13 protein-coding genes and 1 pseudogene are annotated in these 16,142 nt (G+C 72.8%); 6 read left to right on the forward strand and 8 right to left on the reverse strand.

Annotated features, from left to right (window positions below; genetic code table 11):
- Positions 1-193 (forward strand): hypothetical protein (locus MR1_RS20195; RefSeq protein WP_169797704.1); only part of this gene is annotated, 193 nt, incomplete at its 5' end.
- A 125-nt stretch (positions 194-318) separates the two neighbouring features.
- Here the strand turns inward: MR1_RS20195 and MR1_RS15545 are convergent.
- Positions 319-780, reverse strand: coding sequence for a GNAT family N-acetyltransferase (locus MR1_RS15545; protein WP_067248931.1), 462 nt, complete (start codon positions 778-780; stop codon positions 319-321).
- Between the two features lie 128 nt (positions 781-908).
- Between MR1_RS15545 and MR1_RS15550 the strand changes: the two genes are divergently transcribed.
- Positions 909-3,128, forward strand: coding sequence for an NADP-dependent isocitrate dehydrogenase (locus MR1_RS15550; protein ID WP_067248945.1), 2,220 nt, complete (start codon positions 909-911; stop codon positions 3,126-3,128).
- An 84-nt stretch (positions 3,129-3,212) separates the two neighbouring features.
- Here MR1_RS15550 and MR1_RS15555 read toward each other — a convergent pair whose 3' ends face one another.
- The 3 genes from MR1_RS15555 to MR1_RS15565 form a co-directional block, all read right to left on the reverse strand.
- On the reverse strand, positions 3,213-4,715 hold the full coding sequence (locus MR1_RS15555; RefSeq protein WP_067248948.1) for a L,D-transpeptidase family protein: 1,503 nt from the start codon (positions 4,713-4,715) through the stop codon (positions 3,213-3,215).
- A gap of 164 nt (positions 4,716-4,879) precedes the next feature.
- On the reverse strand, positions 4,880-5,320 hold the full coding sequence (locus tag MR1_RS15560; protein WP_067248950.1) for a hypothetical protein: 441 nt from the start codon (positions 5,318-5,320) through the stop codon (positions 4,880-4,882).
- Positions 5,321-5,336: 16 nt separating this feature from the next.
- Entirely contained in the window at positions 5,337-5,747 is a 411-nt protein-coding gene (locus MR1_RS15565) for a RidA family protein (RefSeq protein WP_067248955.1), read from the reverse strand.
- Between the two features lie 153 nt (positions 5,748-5,900).
- Between MR1_RS15565 and MR1_RS20440 the strand changes: the two genes are divergently transcribed.
- From MR1_RS20440 to nagB, 4 genes are all read left to right on the forward strand, one after another.
- On the forward strand, positions 5,901-9,203 hold the full coding sequence (locus MR1_RS20440) for a family 20 glycosylhydrolase (RefSeq protein ID WP_067248972.1): 3,303 nt from the start codon (positions 5,901-5,903) through the stop codon (positions 9,201-9,203).
- 74 nt (positions 9,204-9,277) lie between these two features.
- Positions 9,278-10,519 (forward strand): ROK family transcriptional regulator, encoded by a 1,242-nt coding sequence (locus tag MR1_RS15575; RefSeq protein ID WP_084344785.1) that lies wholly within the window; start codon positions 9,278-9,280, stop codon positions 10,517-10,519.
- Positions 10,520-10,609: 90 nt separating this feature from the next.
- Positions 10,610-11,572 (forward strand): ROK family protein, encoded by a 963-nt coding sequence (locus MR1_RS15580; RefSeq protein WP_084344787.1) that lies wholly within the window; start codon positions 10,610-10,612, stop codon positions 11,570-11,572.
- Complete coding sequence (nagB, locus tag MR1_RS15585; protein WP_067248957.1) at positions 11,565-12,344, forward strand: glucosamine-6-phosphate deaminase; 780 nt, start codon at positions 11,565-11,567, stop codon at positions 12,342-12,344. Before MR1_RS15580 ends, nagB begins: the two co-directional genes overlap by 8 nt.
- 728 nt (positions 12,345-13,072) lie before the next feature.
- Here nagB and MR1_RS15590 read toward each other — a convergent pair.
- The 4 genes and pseudogenes from MR1_RS15590 to MR1_RS20640 form a co-directional block, all read right to left on the reverse strand.
- Complete coding sequence (locus MR1_RS15590) at positions 13,073-13,468, reverse strand: NUDIX hydrolase (protein WP_067248960.1); 396 nt, start codon at positions 13,466-13,468, stop codon at positions 13,073-13,075.
- A complete protein-coding gene (locus tag MR1_RS15595; protein WP_067248963.1) occupies positions 13,461-14,864 on the reverse strand; it encodes an FAD-binding oxidoreductase in 1,404 nt (467 codons plus the stop codon). The genes MR1_RS15590 and MR1_RS15595 overlap by 8 nt, the downstream gene beginning before the upstream one ends.
- A gap of 4 nt (positions 14,865-14,868) precedes the next feature.
- The gene (locus MR1_RS15600; RefSeq protein ID WP_067248964.1) at positions 14,869-15,243 is read right to left on the reverse strand and encodes a YrdB family protein; all 375 of its coding nucleotides are present in this window, start codon (positions 15,241-15,243) and stop codon (positions 14,869-14,871) included.
- Between the two features lie 69 nt (positions 15,244-15,312).
- Positions 15,313-16,142, reverse strand: a pseudogene (locus MR1_RS20640) (hypothetical protein); the annotation flags it as partial.

Raw genomic sequence — 16,142 nt, forward strand, 5'->3', positions numbered from 1 at the left:
CGAGGACGTGCTCCGCGACGAACGTGCGGCGGGGTGGCAGGACGCCGCGCAGCAGATGATCGCGATGTCCGCCGACGCCCTGGATCGCGCGGCCGGTGCGGCAGCGTCGGCGTTCGCGGCCTGGAACGAGCGGAGCCGCCGCGGCCGCGACGACGACGACGAGGACCGGGGGCGCGGGCGGCGCCCGCGCTGAGACGGAGGAAGGCGACGGGGCCTCGGTGGGGGAGGGGGATCCGAAGCCCCGCCGCCGGTCTAGTGGATCACACCGCCGGGTGATCGGGGATCACGCCGCGCGGTGCGGTTGTTCGCGCTCGGCGATCAGTTCTGCGGGACACGCGCCTCGGCGATGACCTCGCCGTACTCGGTCTCGCCCACCGGGGTGAAGCCGACCCGGTGGAAGAACGCCTCGGGGCCGTTCTCCCCGGCCTCGTAGATGACGTCGACGTGGTCGAAACCGCGCGCCCGCGCCTCCGCGATCAGGTTCTCGACGGCGAACCGGCCGACGCCGCGACCCTGGTCGTCCGCGTCGACGTTGATCCGCCACAGCACCGAACGGAAGTGCTCCTCCGGGGCCTCGGGGTCGAAGTTGGCGCTGACGAACCCGACGACCTCGTCGCCGTCCAGGACGACGCGCTGCCAGGAGGTCTGCGGGTTCATCACGGTGGCGGCGATCCCGTAGGACACGGGGGCGAGGAACTGCTCCTGGCCCGGCTTCAGGGACAGGTTGTTCACGGCGACGATCGTCGAGGCGGACAGTTCGACCAGGCGCAGTTCCGTCATGGACCCAGGCTAACCCCTCCCGGTCCGCCGGAGACAGGGTTGTCCGAACTCGGAGGAAGTTCATGCCGGGGGCCGCTCAGGTATCTTGGTATCGAGACAAATGACCTCGTGAGACGGAGAAGAACCCGGTGACCGACGACGCCATCATCTACACCTATACGGACGAGGCACCGGCTCTGGCCACGGCCTCGCTCCTGCCGATCGTCCGTGCCTTCGCGCACCAGGCCGGCGCCGACCTGGAGACCCGCGACATCTCGCTCGCCGGGCGCATCCTGGCCGCCTTCCCGCAGCAGCTCTCGCCGGAGCAGCAGGTCGGCGACGCGCTGGCCGAGCTCGGCGGGCTCGCCACCCTGCCCGAGGCGAACATCATCAAGCTGCCGAACATCTCCGCGTCGATCCCGCAGCTGAAGGCCGCGATCGCGGAGCTGCAGGAGAAGGGCTACGACGTGCCGGACTACCCGGACGAGCCCGCCACCGTCGACGAGAAGGACGTGCGCGCGCGCTACGACCGGATCAAGGGCTCCGCGGTGAACCCGGTGCTGCGCGAGGGCAACAGCGACCGCCGTGCTCCGCTGGCCGTCAAGAACTACGCCAAGAAGCACCCGCACCGCAACAAGCCGTTCGCCGAGGGCTCGAAGACCCGCGTCGCGACGATGGGCCACGACGACTTCAAGCACAACGAGCGTTCCTGGGTCGCCGCGCACGACGACGTCCTCTCCTTCCGCCACATCGCGAAGGACGGCACCGTCACGATCCTCAAGGAGGGGCTCAAGGTCCTCCCGCGCGAGATCATCGACGCCACGTTCCTCTCCGCGAAGGAGCTGGACGCGTTCCTCGCCGAGACGCTTGAGGCGGCCAAGGCCGACGACGTGCTCTACTCGGTGCACCTCAAGGCCACCATGATGAAGGTCAGCGACCCGATCATCTTCGGCCACGTGGTGAAGGCGTTCTTCGCGGACGTCTTCGACCAGTACGGCACGCAGCTCGCCGAGGCCGGACTCAGCGCGAACGACGGTCTCGGATCGATCCTGGCGGGTCTCGCGAACGTCGCGGGCGGCGAGGAGATCGTCGCGGCGTTCGACAGCGCCATCGCCCAGGGCCCGCGCCTGTCCTACGTGAACTCCGACAAGGGGATCACCAACCTCCACGTGCCGAGCGACGTGATCGTCGACGCATCCATGCCGGCCCTGGTCCGCAACGGCGGGAAGCTCTGGGGCAAGGACGGCGAGGAGGCCGACACGATCGCGGTCATCCCCGACTCGTCCTACGCGAGCGTCTACCAGGCCGTGATCGACGACGTGATCGCGAACGGCCCGCTCGACCCCGCCACCATCGGCACGGTCCCGAACGTGGGTCTCATGGCGCAGGCAGCCGAGGAGTACGGCAGCCACGACAAGACGTTCGAGATCGCCGCGGACGGCATCGTCCAGGTGCTCGACAGCGAAGGCACGGTCCTCATCGAGCACGAGGTCGGCAAGGGCGACATCTGGCGCGCGACGCAGACCAAGCACATCCCGGTCATGGACTGGGTCAAGCTCGCGGTCACCCGCGCCCGCGCCACGGGCGCTCCCGCGGTGTTCTGGCTCGACGCCAACCGCTCGCACGACGCGCAGATCATCGCGAAGGTGCACCAGGGTCTCGCGACGCTCGACACCAAGGGCCTGACGATCACGATCCTCGCTCCGGAGGAGGCGACGCGGTACACGCTCGCCCGCATGCGTCACGGCCTGGACACCATCTCGGTGACCGGAAATGTGCTGCGCGACTACCTCACCGACCTGTTCCCGATCCTCGAGGTGGGCACGAGCGCCAAGATGCTCTCGATCGTTCCGCTGCTCGCCGGCGGCGGGCTGTTCGAGACCGGCGCGGGCGGCTCGGCTCCCAAGCACGTGCAGCAGCTCGTGGAGGAGAACTACCTGCGCTGGGACTCGCTGGGCGAGTTCTTCGCGCTGGCCGCCTCGCTGGAGCACTACGCGGATCGCACGGGCAACGAGAAGGCGCGGATCCTCGCGACCACCCTCGATGCCGCCACCGGCACGTTCCTCGAGGAGGACCGCTCGCCCGGGCGCAAGCTCGGCACGATCGACAACCGCGGCAGCCACTTCTACCTGGCCCTCTACTGGGCGAAGGAGCTGGCGGCGCAGACCCAGGACGCCGAGCTCGCCGCGGCCTTCGCCCCGGTCGCAGAGTCCCTGAGCCGGCACGAGGACGAGATCGTCTCCGAGCTGGTCGCCGTGCAGGGCAAGCCCGCTGACATCGGCGGCTACTACCGCCCTGACGCGGACAAGGTCGATGCGGTGATGCGCCCCTCGGCGACGCTGAACGGGATCATCGACGCGCTGGCCTGAGCCGCCGGACACGAGGAAGGGCGGGGGCTTCGGCCCCCGCCCTTCCTCGTGTCTCCGCACCGCGCGCGGCGGTGCGGAGGGCGATCAGTAGTGGACGTTCACCTCGACGCCCTCGGGCGACCAGTTGTACAGCCACTGGGCCGCGTCCTCGGGCATGCCCACGCAGCCGTGGCTCATGGGCGTGCCCCAGTTGCTGTGCCAGTAGACGCCGTGCAGAGCCTCGTCGCCGTTGAAGTACATGACCCACTTCACGTCGGGCTGGAAGTAGTAGGGCGCCTTGGTGGTGTCCTTGTTGCCCATGTCCTGGCTGGAGAGCTTCCAGTTCACGGCGTAGTTGCCGGTCTGGGTGGCGAACTCGTCTCGCCCGGAGGACACCGACCAGGAGTTCACCGCGTTGCCGTTCTCGACCGCGGTGACCGTCTGGGTCGCGAGGTTGACGTCGATCACACGGTGCCGGTTGTCGGCGGTGAACGGCACCTCCTTGACCGGGAGGGTGAAGACGCCGTTCGCATCCTTGGCGAGCTGGTTCGCGAAGTCCGCCGCGACGTGGGACGTGTCTCCCAGCTCGCGGCCGTTGACCCCCTCGGTGACGGTGTCGAGGACCTCGCCGGCGGAGTTCACGATCGCCTCGGCGTTGACCGGTGCACGGTTGACGACTCCGGGCAGGGAGTCCACGGTCTGCTGGATCGCGGCGCGGTCCACGTCCACCTGGAGCTCGCCGTCGACCGCCGACACGGACAGCCAGCGGGCGGCGACCTCCGGAGCCACGGGCACGGTGCGCTCGGTGCCGACGTAGAAGCCGACGGTGCCGAGCATGGCGTTGAGCGAGTCGGCGAACGCCTGGGCGTCCTTCTGGGTGACCGGGGGCTCCACGGTGGTGGGGCCGGCGTCGAAGGTCACGCCCTTGTCGCCCGCGGCGACGGCCTCGGCGAATGCGGCCGACAGCGCGGGCACGTCGATGCCGGTGCCGTTCTCGCCGGGGGTGGTCGTGTAGGTCTTGGACGCGGGATCGAAGACGACGGAGGCGTCGACGGCGGCCGTGTACGAGGAGGGGACCTCCGCGCGCAGCACCCGGTCGGTCGTGGCCGGGTCCAGCTCGACGTCGCCGGCGACAGGGTCGGGCAGCCACGACGTGACGTTCCACATCGGGTGCGCGGCGAAGGCCGCCTCCGCGAGACCCTGCGCGTCGATGCGCGCACCGAGGTCGGAGCCGCTGACGGTGATGTCCTTGTCCGCCCCGGTCAGGGTCACGTCGATGTCGGAGACCCGGGCGCTGAGGGCCTCGGCCGCGGCGCCCACGGTCATGCCGCCGATCGGGACTCCCGCCACGGTGACGCCGGGGGCGATGAGGATCGTGGAGGCGGCACCCGCGCCGAGCGCGAGCACGCCCACGCCGAGCCCGATCCACAGGCCCAGGCGTCGCTTCTTCCGCGGCGGTTCGGCGGGCGCCCACTCGACGGGACGGTCGCCGCCCGATCCGGCGGTGCTGTCGGTCGACGCGCCGTCGGCGGCGGAGGATGCCGACACGGAATCACCGACCCGCGTCGCGTCGGTCGCCGGCTGCTGCTCGGTCGCGAGATCCGTCATGTTCACACCCCCCGTGGTCCCCTGACCACTTCTTGCTCATGGTACGCGACCGTGGTAACGGAAAGGCAACGGAAGGCTGAGTCGTCTCGATGCCGCGACGGGCTCCGAAAGCGGCGTCGCCCCCGGGATCACGGGGATCCCGGGGGCGACGGGGCCAGGCGCGCTCAGCCGGTGCAGACGTCGGTGAACGCCTTCGCGTTCGCCGACAGCTCGGTCAGCACGTCGCCGATCCCGCCCAACGCGGACGGATCGTTCTCCGCAACGGCCTTCTCCACGAGCCGGGTGAGGCGGAGATAGCTCCCGTGCACGGCGGCGCCCGCATCGGCGACGTCGCCGTCACCGGCCGCGGTGACGGCGGCTCCGAGCCGGTCGGCGAGAGCGCGCACGGTGCCGACCGCCCCCTGCGGGTCGGTCACGGCATCGGTCATCAGCCCCTGCAGCGCACCGCTGCCGTCGGCGAGGACCGCGCCGATCTCCGCGCAGGCGTCGGAGACCCCGGTGGCGCCGGGATCGGGTGCGGCTCCCGGCGCCACCTGGCCGGCGCACCCCGTGAGGCCGAGCACGGCCCCGGCGACCAGAGCGAGGGCGGTGAGACGACGAGTCATGCTGTGGCGTCCGCGCTCAGGCGGGGTCGACGACGGCGAGCGCGTCGATCTCCACGAGCATCTCCTCGCGGGGGAGGCCGGTGAAGACAGTCGTCCGCGAGGGAAGGACGCCGCTGGTGGTGTGGGCCGTCACGAACGCCCCGTACGCGTCGTTCATGATCGCGAAGTCCTCGCGCTTGGTGAGGTAGACGCGCAGCATCACGACGTCGTCGAAGCTCGCCCCGGAGGCCTCGACGATGGCCTTGACGTTCTCCAGGGTGCGGGTGGTCTGGGCGGCGACGTCTCCGGGGTACAGGTACTCGTTCGTCGCGGGGTCGACCGGGCCCTGGCCGGACACCTGGACGATCGGCCCCTTGCGGACGCCCTGGGAGAACGTGTGGGCGGGAGCGGGGGCGGCGTCGGTGGAGACACGGGTCTTGGCAGTCATGGCCTCCAGCCTAGGTCGTCGACGCGCGGGACACGGACCGCGGCCGCGGCCGGATAGCGTGGTGCTGTGAGCCTCGACACCCCCCGTCCCCGGGCCGCGGACGCATCCGCGCGCCCGCAGAGCCTTCCGCTGGATCCGCACGACACGGTGCCGCTGAATCTGAGCGCGGTGCTCGCCGCGGAGGGGCGCACGCGCGTGTACCGCGGCGCGACCGTCGTCGACGGCACCGGGGCGCCGCGCGTGGTGGCGGACGTGTTCGTGGAGGGGGAGCGGGTGGTGGCGGTGCGTCCGCCGGCGGCCGATCCGGACGCGTCGACCTCACCCGAAGGGCTGCCGGTCGGCACCGTCGAGGTCGAGGCCGCCGGGCTCGTGATCGCGCCGGGCTTCATCGACATGCACGCGCACAGCGACCTCGCCGTCACCGCGGGCGCCGCGCACACCGCCAAGCTGCTCCAGGGCGTGACGTGCGAGGTCATCGGGCAGGACGGGCTCGGCTACGCCCCGCTCGACGAGGCGTCCGCCCCGATCGTGGCGGCGCAGATCGCGGGCTGGAACGGTCGGCCGGAGACGGTCGCGGCGCGCTCCATGGACGCGTTCCTCACCGAGATCGACGCGCGGACGGCGGGCGACGTCGCCGTGCTCGTGCCGCAGGGCAATCTGCGGATGATGGTCGTCGGACACGAGAACCGCCCGGCGACGGCGCAGGAGCTCCGCCGGATGGGCGAGATCCTCGAGGAGTCGCTCGACGCCGGGGCGTTCGGCATGTCGAGCGGCCTCACCTACACGCCGGGCATGTACGCCGACACCGCCGAGCTCGAGCACCTGTGCCGGATCGTCGCGGAGCGCGGCGGATACTGGGCGCCGCACACGCGCAGCTACGGCGCGGCCGCCTTGGACGCCTTCGCCGAGGCGCTGGACATCGGCCGTCGGACGGGATGCCCGATCCATCTCACGCACGCGACGATGAACTTCGCCCCGAACCGCGGCCGCGCCGACGAGCTGCTGGCGCTCGTGGACGCCGCGCTCGCGGACGGCGTCGACGTCACGCTCGACACGTATCCCTACCTCCCGGGCGCGACGACCCTCTCCGCTCTGCTGCCGAGCAGGCTGGCGGCCGGCGGGGACGTCGTGGCGGCGGTCGCCGCCCTCGACGACGCCGGGCGCGAGGCGGTGCGCGTGGAGCTGGAGGAACAGGGCTCCGATGGGTTCCACGGCGAGCGGGCGGACTGGGCGGCGATCGAGGTCTCCGGCACCGCGTCTGCGGACCTCGCCGGGCTCGTGGGGCGGACCATCGCCGAGATCGCCCAGAGCGAGGGGCGCCGGGCGGTCGACGTCGTCCTGGACACCGTCGTCGCCGACGGCGGCGCGACCGGGGTGCTCATGCACATCGGCGACGAGGACAACGTGCGCGCGATCATGCGCCACCCGCGGCACACCGGCGGCAGCGACGGGATCCTCGTGGGCGCCAAGCCCCATCCCCGCGGGCACGGCACGTTCCCTCGCTACCTCGGCCACTACGTCCGGGAACTCGGCGTGCTCACGCTCGAGGAGGCGGTCCGGCACCTGTCGGGCACCCCGGCCGAGCGGCTCGGGCTGCACCGCGGCGACGCCCCGCGTGGGGTGATCCGCGCCGGCGCCACCGCGGACCTGGTGCTCTTCGACCCCGACACCATCGCCGCCGGCGCGTCCTTCGACGATCCGCGCGCAGCGCCGGTCGGCATCGTCGAGGTGCTGGTCGGCGGGGTGCCCGTGGTGCGCGACGGGGCGCCCACGGGGGCGACCCCAGGGCGTGCGCTGCGGATGGCGCCGCCCGCCCACCGCGCGACCGTCCCGCTGATCGACGCGGTCGGCATCGACCCGCAGACCGAGCCCTTCCGGTGGACTCCGTCGACGCCGGTGCGCGCGGGCGACGCCCTCGGCGGGATCGCCCGCATGCTCGAGGGGACGCAGCCGCGCCCGGAGGCGGCGCCCATCGTGCTCGTCGTCGACCCGCAGGTCGGCGCCGATGCCGAGCGGAACGGGCGCGTCGGGGAGGAGGCGTTCCGGATCACCGTGGCGGCGTCCGGCGTCGAGGTCCGCGGGGCGACCCCCGCGGGGGTGTTCCGCGGCGCGACGACCCTGCGCCAGCTGCGGGATCCCGACACCGCCGAGGGACGGATCCCCGCCGGGACCTGGGAGGGGGCGCCGGCGTACGCGTGGCGCGGACTGATGCTCGACGTCGCGCGTCACTTCCGCCCCGCCGCCGACATCCGTCGCCTGCTCGACCAGCTCGCCGCCCTGCACCTGAACGTGCTGCACCTGCACCTGAGCGACGACCAGGGATGGCGGTTCGAGGTCCCCGGGTACCCGCGGCTCACCGAGGTGGGCGCCCGGCGCGAGGCGACGCAGCGGGGGCACGGACCGGAGGCGACGGTCGAGCCGGGCGTGCACGAGGGATTCTTCACCACCGCGGAGCTGCGCGAGCTCGTCGCCTACGCCGCGGAGCGGTTCATCACGATCGTCCCCGAGGTGGAGCTGCCCGGTCACGTGCAGGCTGCGCTCGCGGCCTACCCGGAGCTGGGCAACCTCGATGTGGCCCCGGCGCCGGACGGCCCGTGGGAGCGGTTCGGGGTGAACCCCCGCGTCCTGGCCCCGACCGAGGAGGCGCTCGCCTTCGGGCGCGCGGCGATCGACGCTCTGTGCGACGTCTTCGACTCGCCGTGGATCGGGATCGGCGGTGACGAGGTGCCGACCACGGAGTGGGCGCAGAGCCCGGCGGCGCAGGCGCGGATGGCGGAGCTCGGACTGACCGGGCCGGCCGCGGTGCAGCCCTGGTTCACCCGCGCCTTCGCGGATCACGTCCGGACCCGAGGGCGGAGCGCGCTCGCATGGGACGAAGTCCTGGAGGGAGAGGTACCGGACGGCACCCGGGTGCTCGCGTGGCGCGGTCCGGTCGCGCTCGCCGACGCCCTGCGGCGGGACATCGAGGTGGTGGCGTGCCCGGACCTCGAGGTGTACCTCGACTACCGCCAGTCGGAGTCCCCGGACGAGCCGGTGCCGGTCGGTCCGCCGCTCACCCTGGAGCACGCCTACACTCTGACCCTCCCGGAGGGGGTGCAGGGCGGCCAGGCGAACGTCTGGACCGAGCACCTGCCCACGCGCGACCGGGTGGACTTCGCCGTGTTCCCCCGCTTGCTGGCCATCGCCGAGCGGCTGTGGCGCGGCGGGCGACCGGGGGAGTACGCCGGGTTCGCCCGCCGTGTTCCCGCGGCGCTGCGGCGCCTCGCCGCCGCCGGCGTCCGGTATCGCCCGCTGGACGGCCCGACGCCGGATCAGCGGAGGCCCGGCGTCCCCGGCAAGCCCATCAGCGTCGAGCGCCGGGCGGAGATCGTCGCCGGTCTCGTCGCCGGGATCCTGGAGCGGGCGGCCGCGGAGGAGGAGCCCGCGCGCTGGCCCGGGGACGGACCCATCCAGTAACGTTTCGATAACCCTGCGCGAATCGCGGGAGGTCAAGGTTGCGCCACTTTTGTTCGTAAGGTCTACTAACAAACATGCCCGTGTCGGATGATCAGCACCCTTCCGGGAACTCGGTTCCCGGACAGGGCTCGGTCGCGCGCCCATCCGTCGCAGGAGGCGTCCCGGATCCGGTCTTCGCCCCGGATCCGCACGCGTTCGGATCCGCCCGTCAGCTGCGCCCGCGAGGCAAGGTGCTGCCGGAGCACGCGCGCGGGCACAACCGCTCGCTCGTGCTGCAGACCCTGTACCACGCGGGCGCGATGAGCCGGGCGGACCTGTCGCGCGTGACCGGACTCACGCGCGTCACGATCTCGGACCTCGTCGCGGAGTTCATCGCCGACGGCATCGTGGTCGAGAAGGGCATCCGTGAGACCACCGGCCCCGGAAAGCCCCCGATCCTCGTCGACATCGACCGAGGAGGACACCGCATCGTCGGGCTGGACCTGTCCGGCCCTGGCGTCTTCGAGGGCGCCCTGCTGAGCCTGGACGGCGAGGTCGTCGTGCGGCGGGAGGTCCCGCGGCCGGAGGGAGGGGAGGCCGCGTACGAGGCCATCCGCGCCCTCGCGGAGGATCTCGTGGGTCTCTCGGAGGTGCCGATCCTCGGTGTCGGCGTCGGGGCGCCTGGGATCGTCCGTCCTGACGGCGTCGTGCTCAGCTCGCCGAACCTGGGCTGGACGGACTTCCCGCTGGAGCGACTGCTCGGCGCCGCGCTGGACCTGCCCGTCCTCGTCCGCAACGACGCGAACGCCGCCGTGCTCGCGGAGTACACGTTCGGGGCGGCGCGGTCGGACATGCTGCTGGTGAAGATCGGGCGCGGTGTGGGCGCCGGGCTCATCTCCGGCAGCCAGCCTCTCGTGGGCAGCCGCTTTGCCGCCGGTGAGATCGGTCACGTCGTGGTGGGCACCGACGGCGGACCGCGCTGCGTCTGCGGCAAGGACGGGTGCCTGGAGGCCTGGCTGAGCGCGACGAATCTCCGCGCCCGGCTCGCCGAGGCCCCCGACGACGACGCGCAGTACGGGGTCCTCCGGGACGCCGGCACGCGCCTGGCGGTCGGGATCGCCCCGATCGTGGCGGCGCTGGACCTCTCCGAGATCGTGCTGTCCGGTCCCGCGGAGCTGCTTGACGGCATCCTCCTGGACGCCACGCGCGCGACGCTGCACGCGAGGACGCTCGCCGGGGTGTTCGACGACATCGTCATCCGTCTCACGGCCCAGGAGGACATCGTGCTGCGCGGCGCCGCGGTCATGGTGCTCTCGGGGCAGCTGGGAGTGTCCTGACGTGTCGGATGCCCGTTCGCACCGCGACCGCGTGGTCGCGCACTGATGGCCGCGTCTGCGCAGACCGGCTCCAAGGAGGATGCCCGGTCGATGAGACTCGGTCTTGACGTCGGCGGTACCAAGACGGACGCCGTCGCGCTCACCCCCGACGACGCCGTCGCGGCGCGCGTGCGGATCCCCACCGGGTGGGGCAAGGACGCGGTGGTCTCCACCGTGCTCGCGGCGGTCGACCGCCTCGCCGACGAGGGCGGCTTCGCCGCGTCCGACGTCTCCTCCGTGGGAATCGGGATCCCGGGCCTGGTCGACGCGGAGGGCGGGCGGGTGCTGCACGCCGTGAACCTCGGGGTCGAGGAGCTGGATCTGGCCGCTGCGGTCGGCGCCGCCCTGGGCGTCGCCGTCGCGGTGGAGAACGACGTCAAGGCAGCGGCGCTCGGAGCCGGCGCGCTCCGCGGCGACGCGCGGTCGATGGCCTACCTGAACCTCGGCACGGGCGTCGCGGCGGGGATCGTCGTGGACGGTCGCCTGTGGCGCGGCGCGCGCGGGACCGCCGGCGAGGTCGGCCATCTCTCCGTCGACCCGCAGGGTCGCGTGTGCGGCTGCGGGCAGCGCGGCTGCATCGAGACGCTCTGCGGCGGCGGTGCGGTCGCCAAGGCCTGGGGGCGACCGGGTGCGCTCCCCATCCGGGACGTGTTCGACGCCGCCGAGCAGGGCGATCCCCTCGCGCAGGAGCTGAGGGAGGGCATCGCCTACGGGACGGCTTCCGCGATCCGCGCTCTCGTGCTCGGCGTCGACGTCGACACGGTCGTCATCGGCGGCGGCATCACAGCCCTCGGGGACCGGCTCCGCGACGACGTCGTCGCGCGCCTGCGTCAGGAGGCCGCCGTGTCACCGTTCCTCCGGTCGCTGCGGCTGGATGAAAGGATGGAGCTGTTGCCCTCCGGATCCCCGGCGGCGGCCTGGGGAGCCGCGCTGATCGGTGCGGCGCACGTCACGAGCGGAACCGTCGGTGCCGCGCAGAGTCATCACGAAGAGGGAGCACAGGTCCATGGCTGAGGTCGTCATCGTCGAGAGCAAGGAGCGCGCCGGCGCGCTGGTGGCCGACGAGATCGCGGAGCTGATCGCCTCCCGCCCCGATGCCGTGCTGGGCCTGGCGACCGGGTCGACGCCGCTTCCCGTGTACGAGGCGCTGCGCGCCCGGCTCGCAGGCGTCGACGTGTCCCGCGTCCGCGGCTTCGCGCTCGACGAGTACGTCGGCCTGGACCCGGCCCACCCCGAGAGCTACCGCTCCGTCATCACCCGCGAGGTCGTGGAGCCGCTCGGGCTCGACCCGGCGCTCGTGCATGTGCCGAACGGCGCCGAGGACGGCATCGCGCACGCGGGTCCCGACTACGAGGCGCGGATCGCCGAGGCGGGCGGCATCGATCTGCAGCTGCTCGGCATCGGGACCGACGGGCACATCGGCTTCAACGAGCCGGGTTCCTCGTTCGCGTCCCGCACCCGGGTCAAGACGCTCACGGAGCAGACGCGGGAGGACAACGCGCGCTTCTTCGACTCGCTGGACGACGTGCCGATGCACTGCATCACACAGGGGCTCGGAACGATCCTGGAGGCGCGCCACCTCGTCCTCCTCGCCTTCGGCGAGGGCAAGGCGCAGGCCGTGGCCGACGCGGTCGAGGGACCGCTCTCGGCGTTCCTGCCCGGGTCCGCGATCCAGCTGCACCCGCACGCCACCGTCGTCGTGGACGAGGCGGCGGCATCGAAGCTCAAGCTCGCCGACTACTACCGGTGGACCTTCGCCCACAAGCCCGCCTGGCAGGGGATCTGACCCGCGGGATGCGGCTGATTCTCGGTCGTTGAGCGAGGAGCGCAGCGACGAGTCGAAACGCCCTCACCCGGGGTGCGGTCCGCTGCGCGATGGCCTCGTCCGTCGCGCAGTCCCCCGCCGTCTTCGGTCGGCTCCCGCCAGGCCCGATGCCAGCGCGTCGGACGAGACCATCGCTCCGCTCGGCTCCCGGTCGTCCCCTGCTGGTCGTTGAGCGAGGAGCGCAGCGACGAGACGAAACGTGGTGACCCGGGTCCGCGGGGTGGGTGCGGCCGCTGCGCGATGGCCTCGTCCGTCGCGCGGTCCCCCGCCGTCTTCGGTCGGCTCCCGCCAGGCCCGATGCCAGCGCGTCGGACGAGGCCATCGCTCCGCTCGGCTCCCGGTCGTCCCCTGCTGGTCGTTGAGCGAGGAGCGCAGCGACGAGACGAAACGCGGTGACTCGGGGGCGGGGCGTTTCGTCTCGCTGCGCTCGCTCAACGACCGACAACACCTCTTCCGGTCGTTGAGCGAGGAGCGCAGCGACGAGACGAAACGCGCTCACCCGGGGCTGCGGGGCGTTTCGTCTCGCTTCGCTCGCTCAACGACCGACGCGGCGAGGAGCGCAGCGACGAGACGAAACGCGGTGACCCGGGGCTGGGGCGTTTCGTCTCGCTGCGCTCGCTCAACGACCGACACCCCTCCTCCGGTCGTTGAGCGAGGAGCGCAGCGACGAGACGAAACGCTGGAAGGCGTCAGGACCAGGCGAGGGGGAGCAGATGCTCCTCGCTGAGCGGGGCGAGGGGGAGGGCAGACGCCTCGTCGGGAGTGATCCAGCGCAACTCCGCGAGCTCCGCCTGGACGGTGACCTGCGTCTCCTCCGCGCGCAGGGCGAACGCCGTCGCGACCACGCGGTGACCCGGCTCGTTCGCCGCGGCGGAGACGAAGACCCCGAGCGGGCGCAGCTCGTCGAGGGAGACCCGGAGACCCAGCTCCTCGTCCAGCTCGCGCGCCAGGGTCTGCGCCGCGGTCTCGCCCGGCTCCGGCTTGCCGCCGGGCTGCATGAACCGCTCGGTGCCGTTCTTGCGCACCACCAGCGCGCGGCCGGCTCCGTCGGTCACCACCGCCGCGCTCACGTGGATGTCAGGCATTCGTTCCTCCTCGTGCGGCGAAGACCTTGCCCGGATTGAGGATCCCGGCCGGATCGAACACGCGGGCGATCCGGCGCTGGATCTCCCACTGGTCCTCGCCGAGCTCGTCGGCGAGCCATCTGCTCTTGAGGGTGCCGATCCCGTGCTCGCCCGTCAGCGTCCCGCCCAGGCGGATCGCGGCGCGGAACAGCTCGTCCGCCGCCTGCCAGATCCGCGGCGGAACCTCGGGGCCGTCGAAGATGAAGTTCGGGTGCAGGTTGCCGTCGCCGGCGTGAACGACCGTGGGGATCGTGAGGCCGTAGGCGCGTTCGATGCGGGCGATCTCGTCGAACATGGGCGCGAGGGCGCTGCGCGGCACCGAGACGTCCTCGATGAGGGTCGTGCCGAGGGCCGCCATGGCCGGGTGCATGGAGCGGCGGATCGCGAGGAGGCGTTCGCCCTCCTCGGGATCGTGCGAGACCGAGACGGTCCCGCCCGCGTCGCGAAGGACAGCGGCGATCCGGCCCGCCTCGCCCGCGGCGGCCGGGCCGTCGGTCTGGATGGTGAGCTGCGCGGTGCCGGGGGCGGGGTCGTCCAGACCCAGCAGGCGGTGGACGGCGGCGAGACTGGCGGCGTCCATCAGCTCCATGATGGCGGGCTGGACGCCCGAGGCCGTGACGGCGGCGGAGGCGACGGCCCCGGCGCGGATGTCGGCGAAGGTCGCCGCGACGGTGCAGGGCGAGCCGGGCACCGTCCGCCGCAGCTTGAGGGTCGCGCCGACGACGACGCCGAGCACACCCTCGGAGCCGATCACGAGAGAGGTGAGGTCGAGGCCGGTGACGCCCTTCACGCTGCGGTGGCCGAGGTGCAGCAGCCGGCCGTCGGCGAGGACCAGGTCGATCGCGAGGACGGCGTCCCGGACGACGCCGTACTTGGCGCACAGGAGGCCGCCGGCCCCCGTGGCGATGTTCCCGCCGACGGTCGAGATCTCACGGCTCGCGGGGTCCGGTGCCCACCAGAGGCCGTGGGGGGCCAGAGCGCGTCCGAGGTCGCCGCCGAGGATTCCCGGCTCGACGACGGCCAGCAGATCGTCCGGGCGGATCTCCAGGATCCGGTTCATCCGGAGGGTCGACAGCGAGATCTCGCCGGGTCCCGCCCCGGCGGCGCCCGCGAGCCCCGTCCCGGCGCCGCGCGTCACCACGGGGGTGCCGGTCTCGTGGGCGATCCGCAGCGTCTCCTGGACGTCCGCCACGGACTCCGCGTGCACGACGGCCAGCGGCGCGCCGGGGGAGGAATGTCCCGAGCGATCGGCGCGGGCGGCCTCGAGGCTCGCGGGGCTCAGATCCACGCGCGCGCCCAGTCGTGCGCGCAGCCGCGCCACCACGGCGTCCGCGCCCGAGGACCCCTCGACGCCCATGCGCTCAGTCCAGCGCGCGTCGACCGGCGACGAGGCCCGCGGCGACGGCGACCACGCCGAAGCCGAGGCCGATCCACGTCTGCCCCAGAGACCACCAGGCGATCGTGACGCCCGCGTAGACCGCGAGCTCGACAGCGGCACGGAGGAACGGGTGCACCGCCAGCACCGGGCGCGGCGACAGGAACAGCGCCCACACCAGGACGACGATCGCGGGGGCACCGATCGCCGCCACGATGTTCCAGGGCAGGGACCACGCCACGAGACCCCAGAGGACCAGCGACCCCACGGCGACCAGGAGGATCACCACGCGGACGATGTCGAGAGGGGTGACGCGGGCCGTCATGCCCGCAGCGGGCGCGGTCGACGGTGTGGCGGACATGGTCTCCATCCTACCGCCGGACGGATCGGCCGCAGACGCGGCCGCGGGGTAACGGGGATGAGCTCTGCGTCACGGGTCCGTGGTGCGCACGGGCGCGGGAAGCGCCGTGAGCGTCGCGGGTGTCTCCACGGATCCTGCGGGCGCCGGCTCGCCGGTGAGCACTGGCGTCTCGGCGCCCTCCGGCGGGTCGTCCGCGGGCACCGCCGGGGCCGGCTCCGCGACCTCGGGCTCCTCGACGGGAGCCGCCGGTTCGGGGTCGGGGGCGATGAGGGCGGGCGGATCCACCGGCACGGTGTCCTCGGCCGGCGCGGCCGGCGGGGCGTCGTCCTCCACGGGGTCCGACGGTGCCGGATCCGGTGCGGGAAGCGGGGGCTCGTCCGTGACCGGTCCCTCGGAGCCCGGGCCGGTCTCCTCCGTCGGCGGCGTGGTCGGCTCGGTTCCTGCCGATCCGGCGAGGGCGAGCAGCCGCGACAGGGTCGTCACGGTCGGCGGTCCCTGCTCGTCTCCGTGGGTGTATCGGAGATCCACCTGAGCGTTGACCAGAAGCTGGAGGAGGCTGGGACGCAGCTCGACGGATCCGGTGCCGTCCTCGCCGAGCACCGTCGAAGAGGTCCCCGCGGTGCGGCCGTCGATGTACGGCTGCACTGTCGCGCCCGGGGCGCCGGACACGGTCACAGTGATGTGCGTCACGATGTCGAGGTCCAGGGCGACTGACGCGGACACGATGGTCGGTGAGCCGTCGGGAAGGCCTGGCTCGGGCGTCGGCGTGGGCGTCGGCTCGGGCGTCGGCTGCGGGTCCACCGTGGGCGTGGGCGTGGGCGTGGGCGTGGGCGTCGGCGTGGGCTCGGGTGTTGGTGTCGGCGTGGGCTCGGGTGTCGGCGTCGGCGTCGGCTCAGGGG

This window comes from Microbacterium resistens NBRC 103078 (assembly GCF_001552355.1).
GTDB lineage: Bacteria > Actinomycetota > Actinomycetes > Actinomycetales > Microbacteriaceae > Microbacterium > Microbacterium resistens.

Bases quoted from the DNA above. Each gene is read 5' to 3' on its own strand.
- MR1_RS15590 (WP_067248960.1), bottom strand. From the start codon at position 13,468: ATGCCTGACATCCACGTGAGCGCGGCGGTGGTGACCGACGGAGCCGGC.
- MR1_RS15555 (WP_067248948.1), bottom strand. From the start codon at position 4,715: ATGACGGATCTCGCGACCGAGCAGCAGCCGGCGACCGACGCGACGCGG.
- nagB (WP_067248957.1), top strand. From the start codon at position 11,565: ATGGCTGAGGTCGTCATCGTCGAGAGCAAGGAGCGCGCCGGCGCGCTG.
- MR1_RS15565 (WP_067248955.1), bottom strand. From the start codon at position 5,747: ATGACTGCCAAGACCCGTGTCTCCACCGACGCCGCCCCCGCTCCCGCC.
- MR1_RS15600 (WP_067248964.1), bottom strand. From the start codon at position 15,243: ATGTCCGCCACACCGTCGACCGCGCCCGCTGCGGGCATGACGGCCCGC.
- MR1_RS15580 (WP_084344787.1), top strand. From the start codon at position 10,610: ATGAGACTCGGTCTTGACGTCGGCGGTACCAAGACGGACGCCGTCGCG.
- MR1_RS15595 (WP_067248963.1), bottom strand. From the start codon at position 14,864: ATGGGCGTCGAGGGGTCCTCGGGCGCGGACGCCGTGGTGGCGCGGCTG.
- MR1_RS15545 (WP_067248931.1), bottom strand. From the start codon at position 780: ATGACGGAACTGCGCCTGGTCGAACTGTCCGCCTCGACGATCGTCGCC.
- MR1_RS15560 (WP_067248950.1), bottom strand. From the start codon at position 5,320: ATGACTCGTCGTCTCACCGCCCTCGCTCTGGTCGCCGGGGCCGTGCTC.
- MR1_RS15575 (WP_084344785.1), top strand. From the start codon at position 9,278: ATGCCCGTGTCGGATGATCAGCACCCTTCCGGGAACTCGGTTCCCGGA.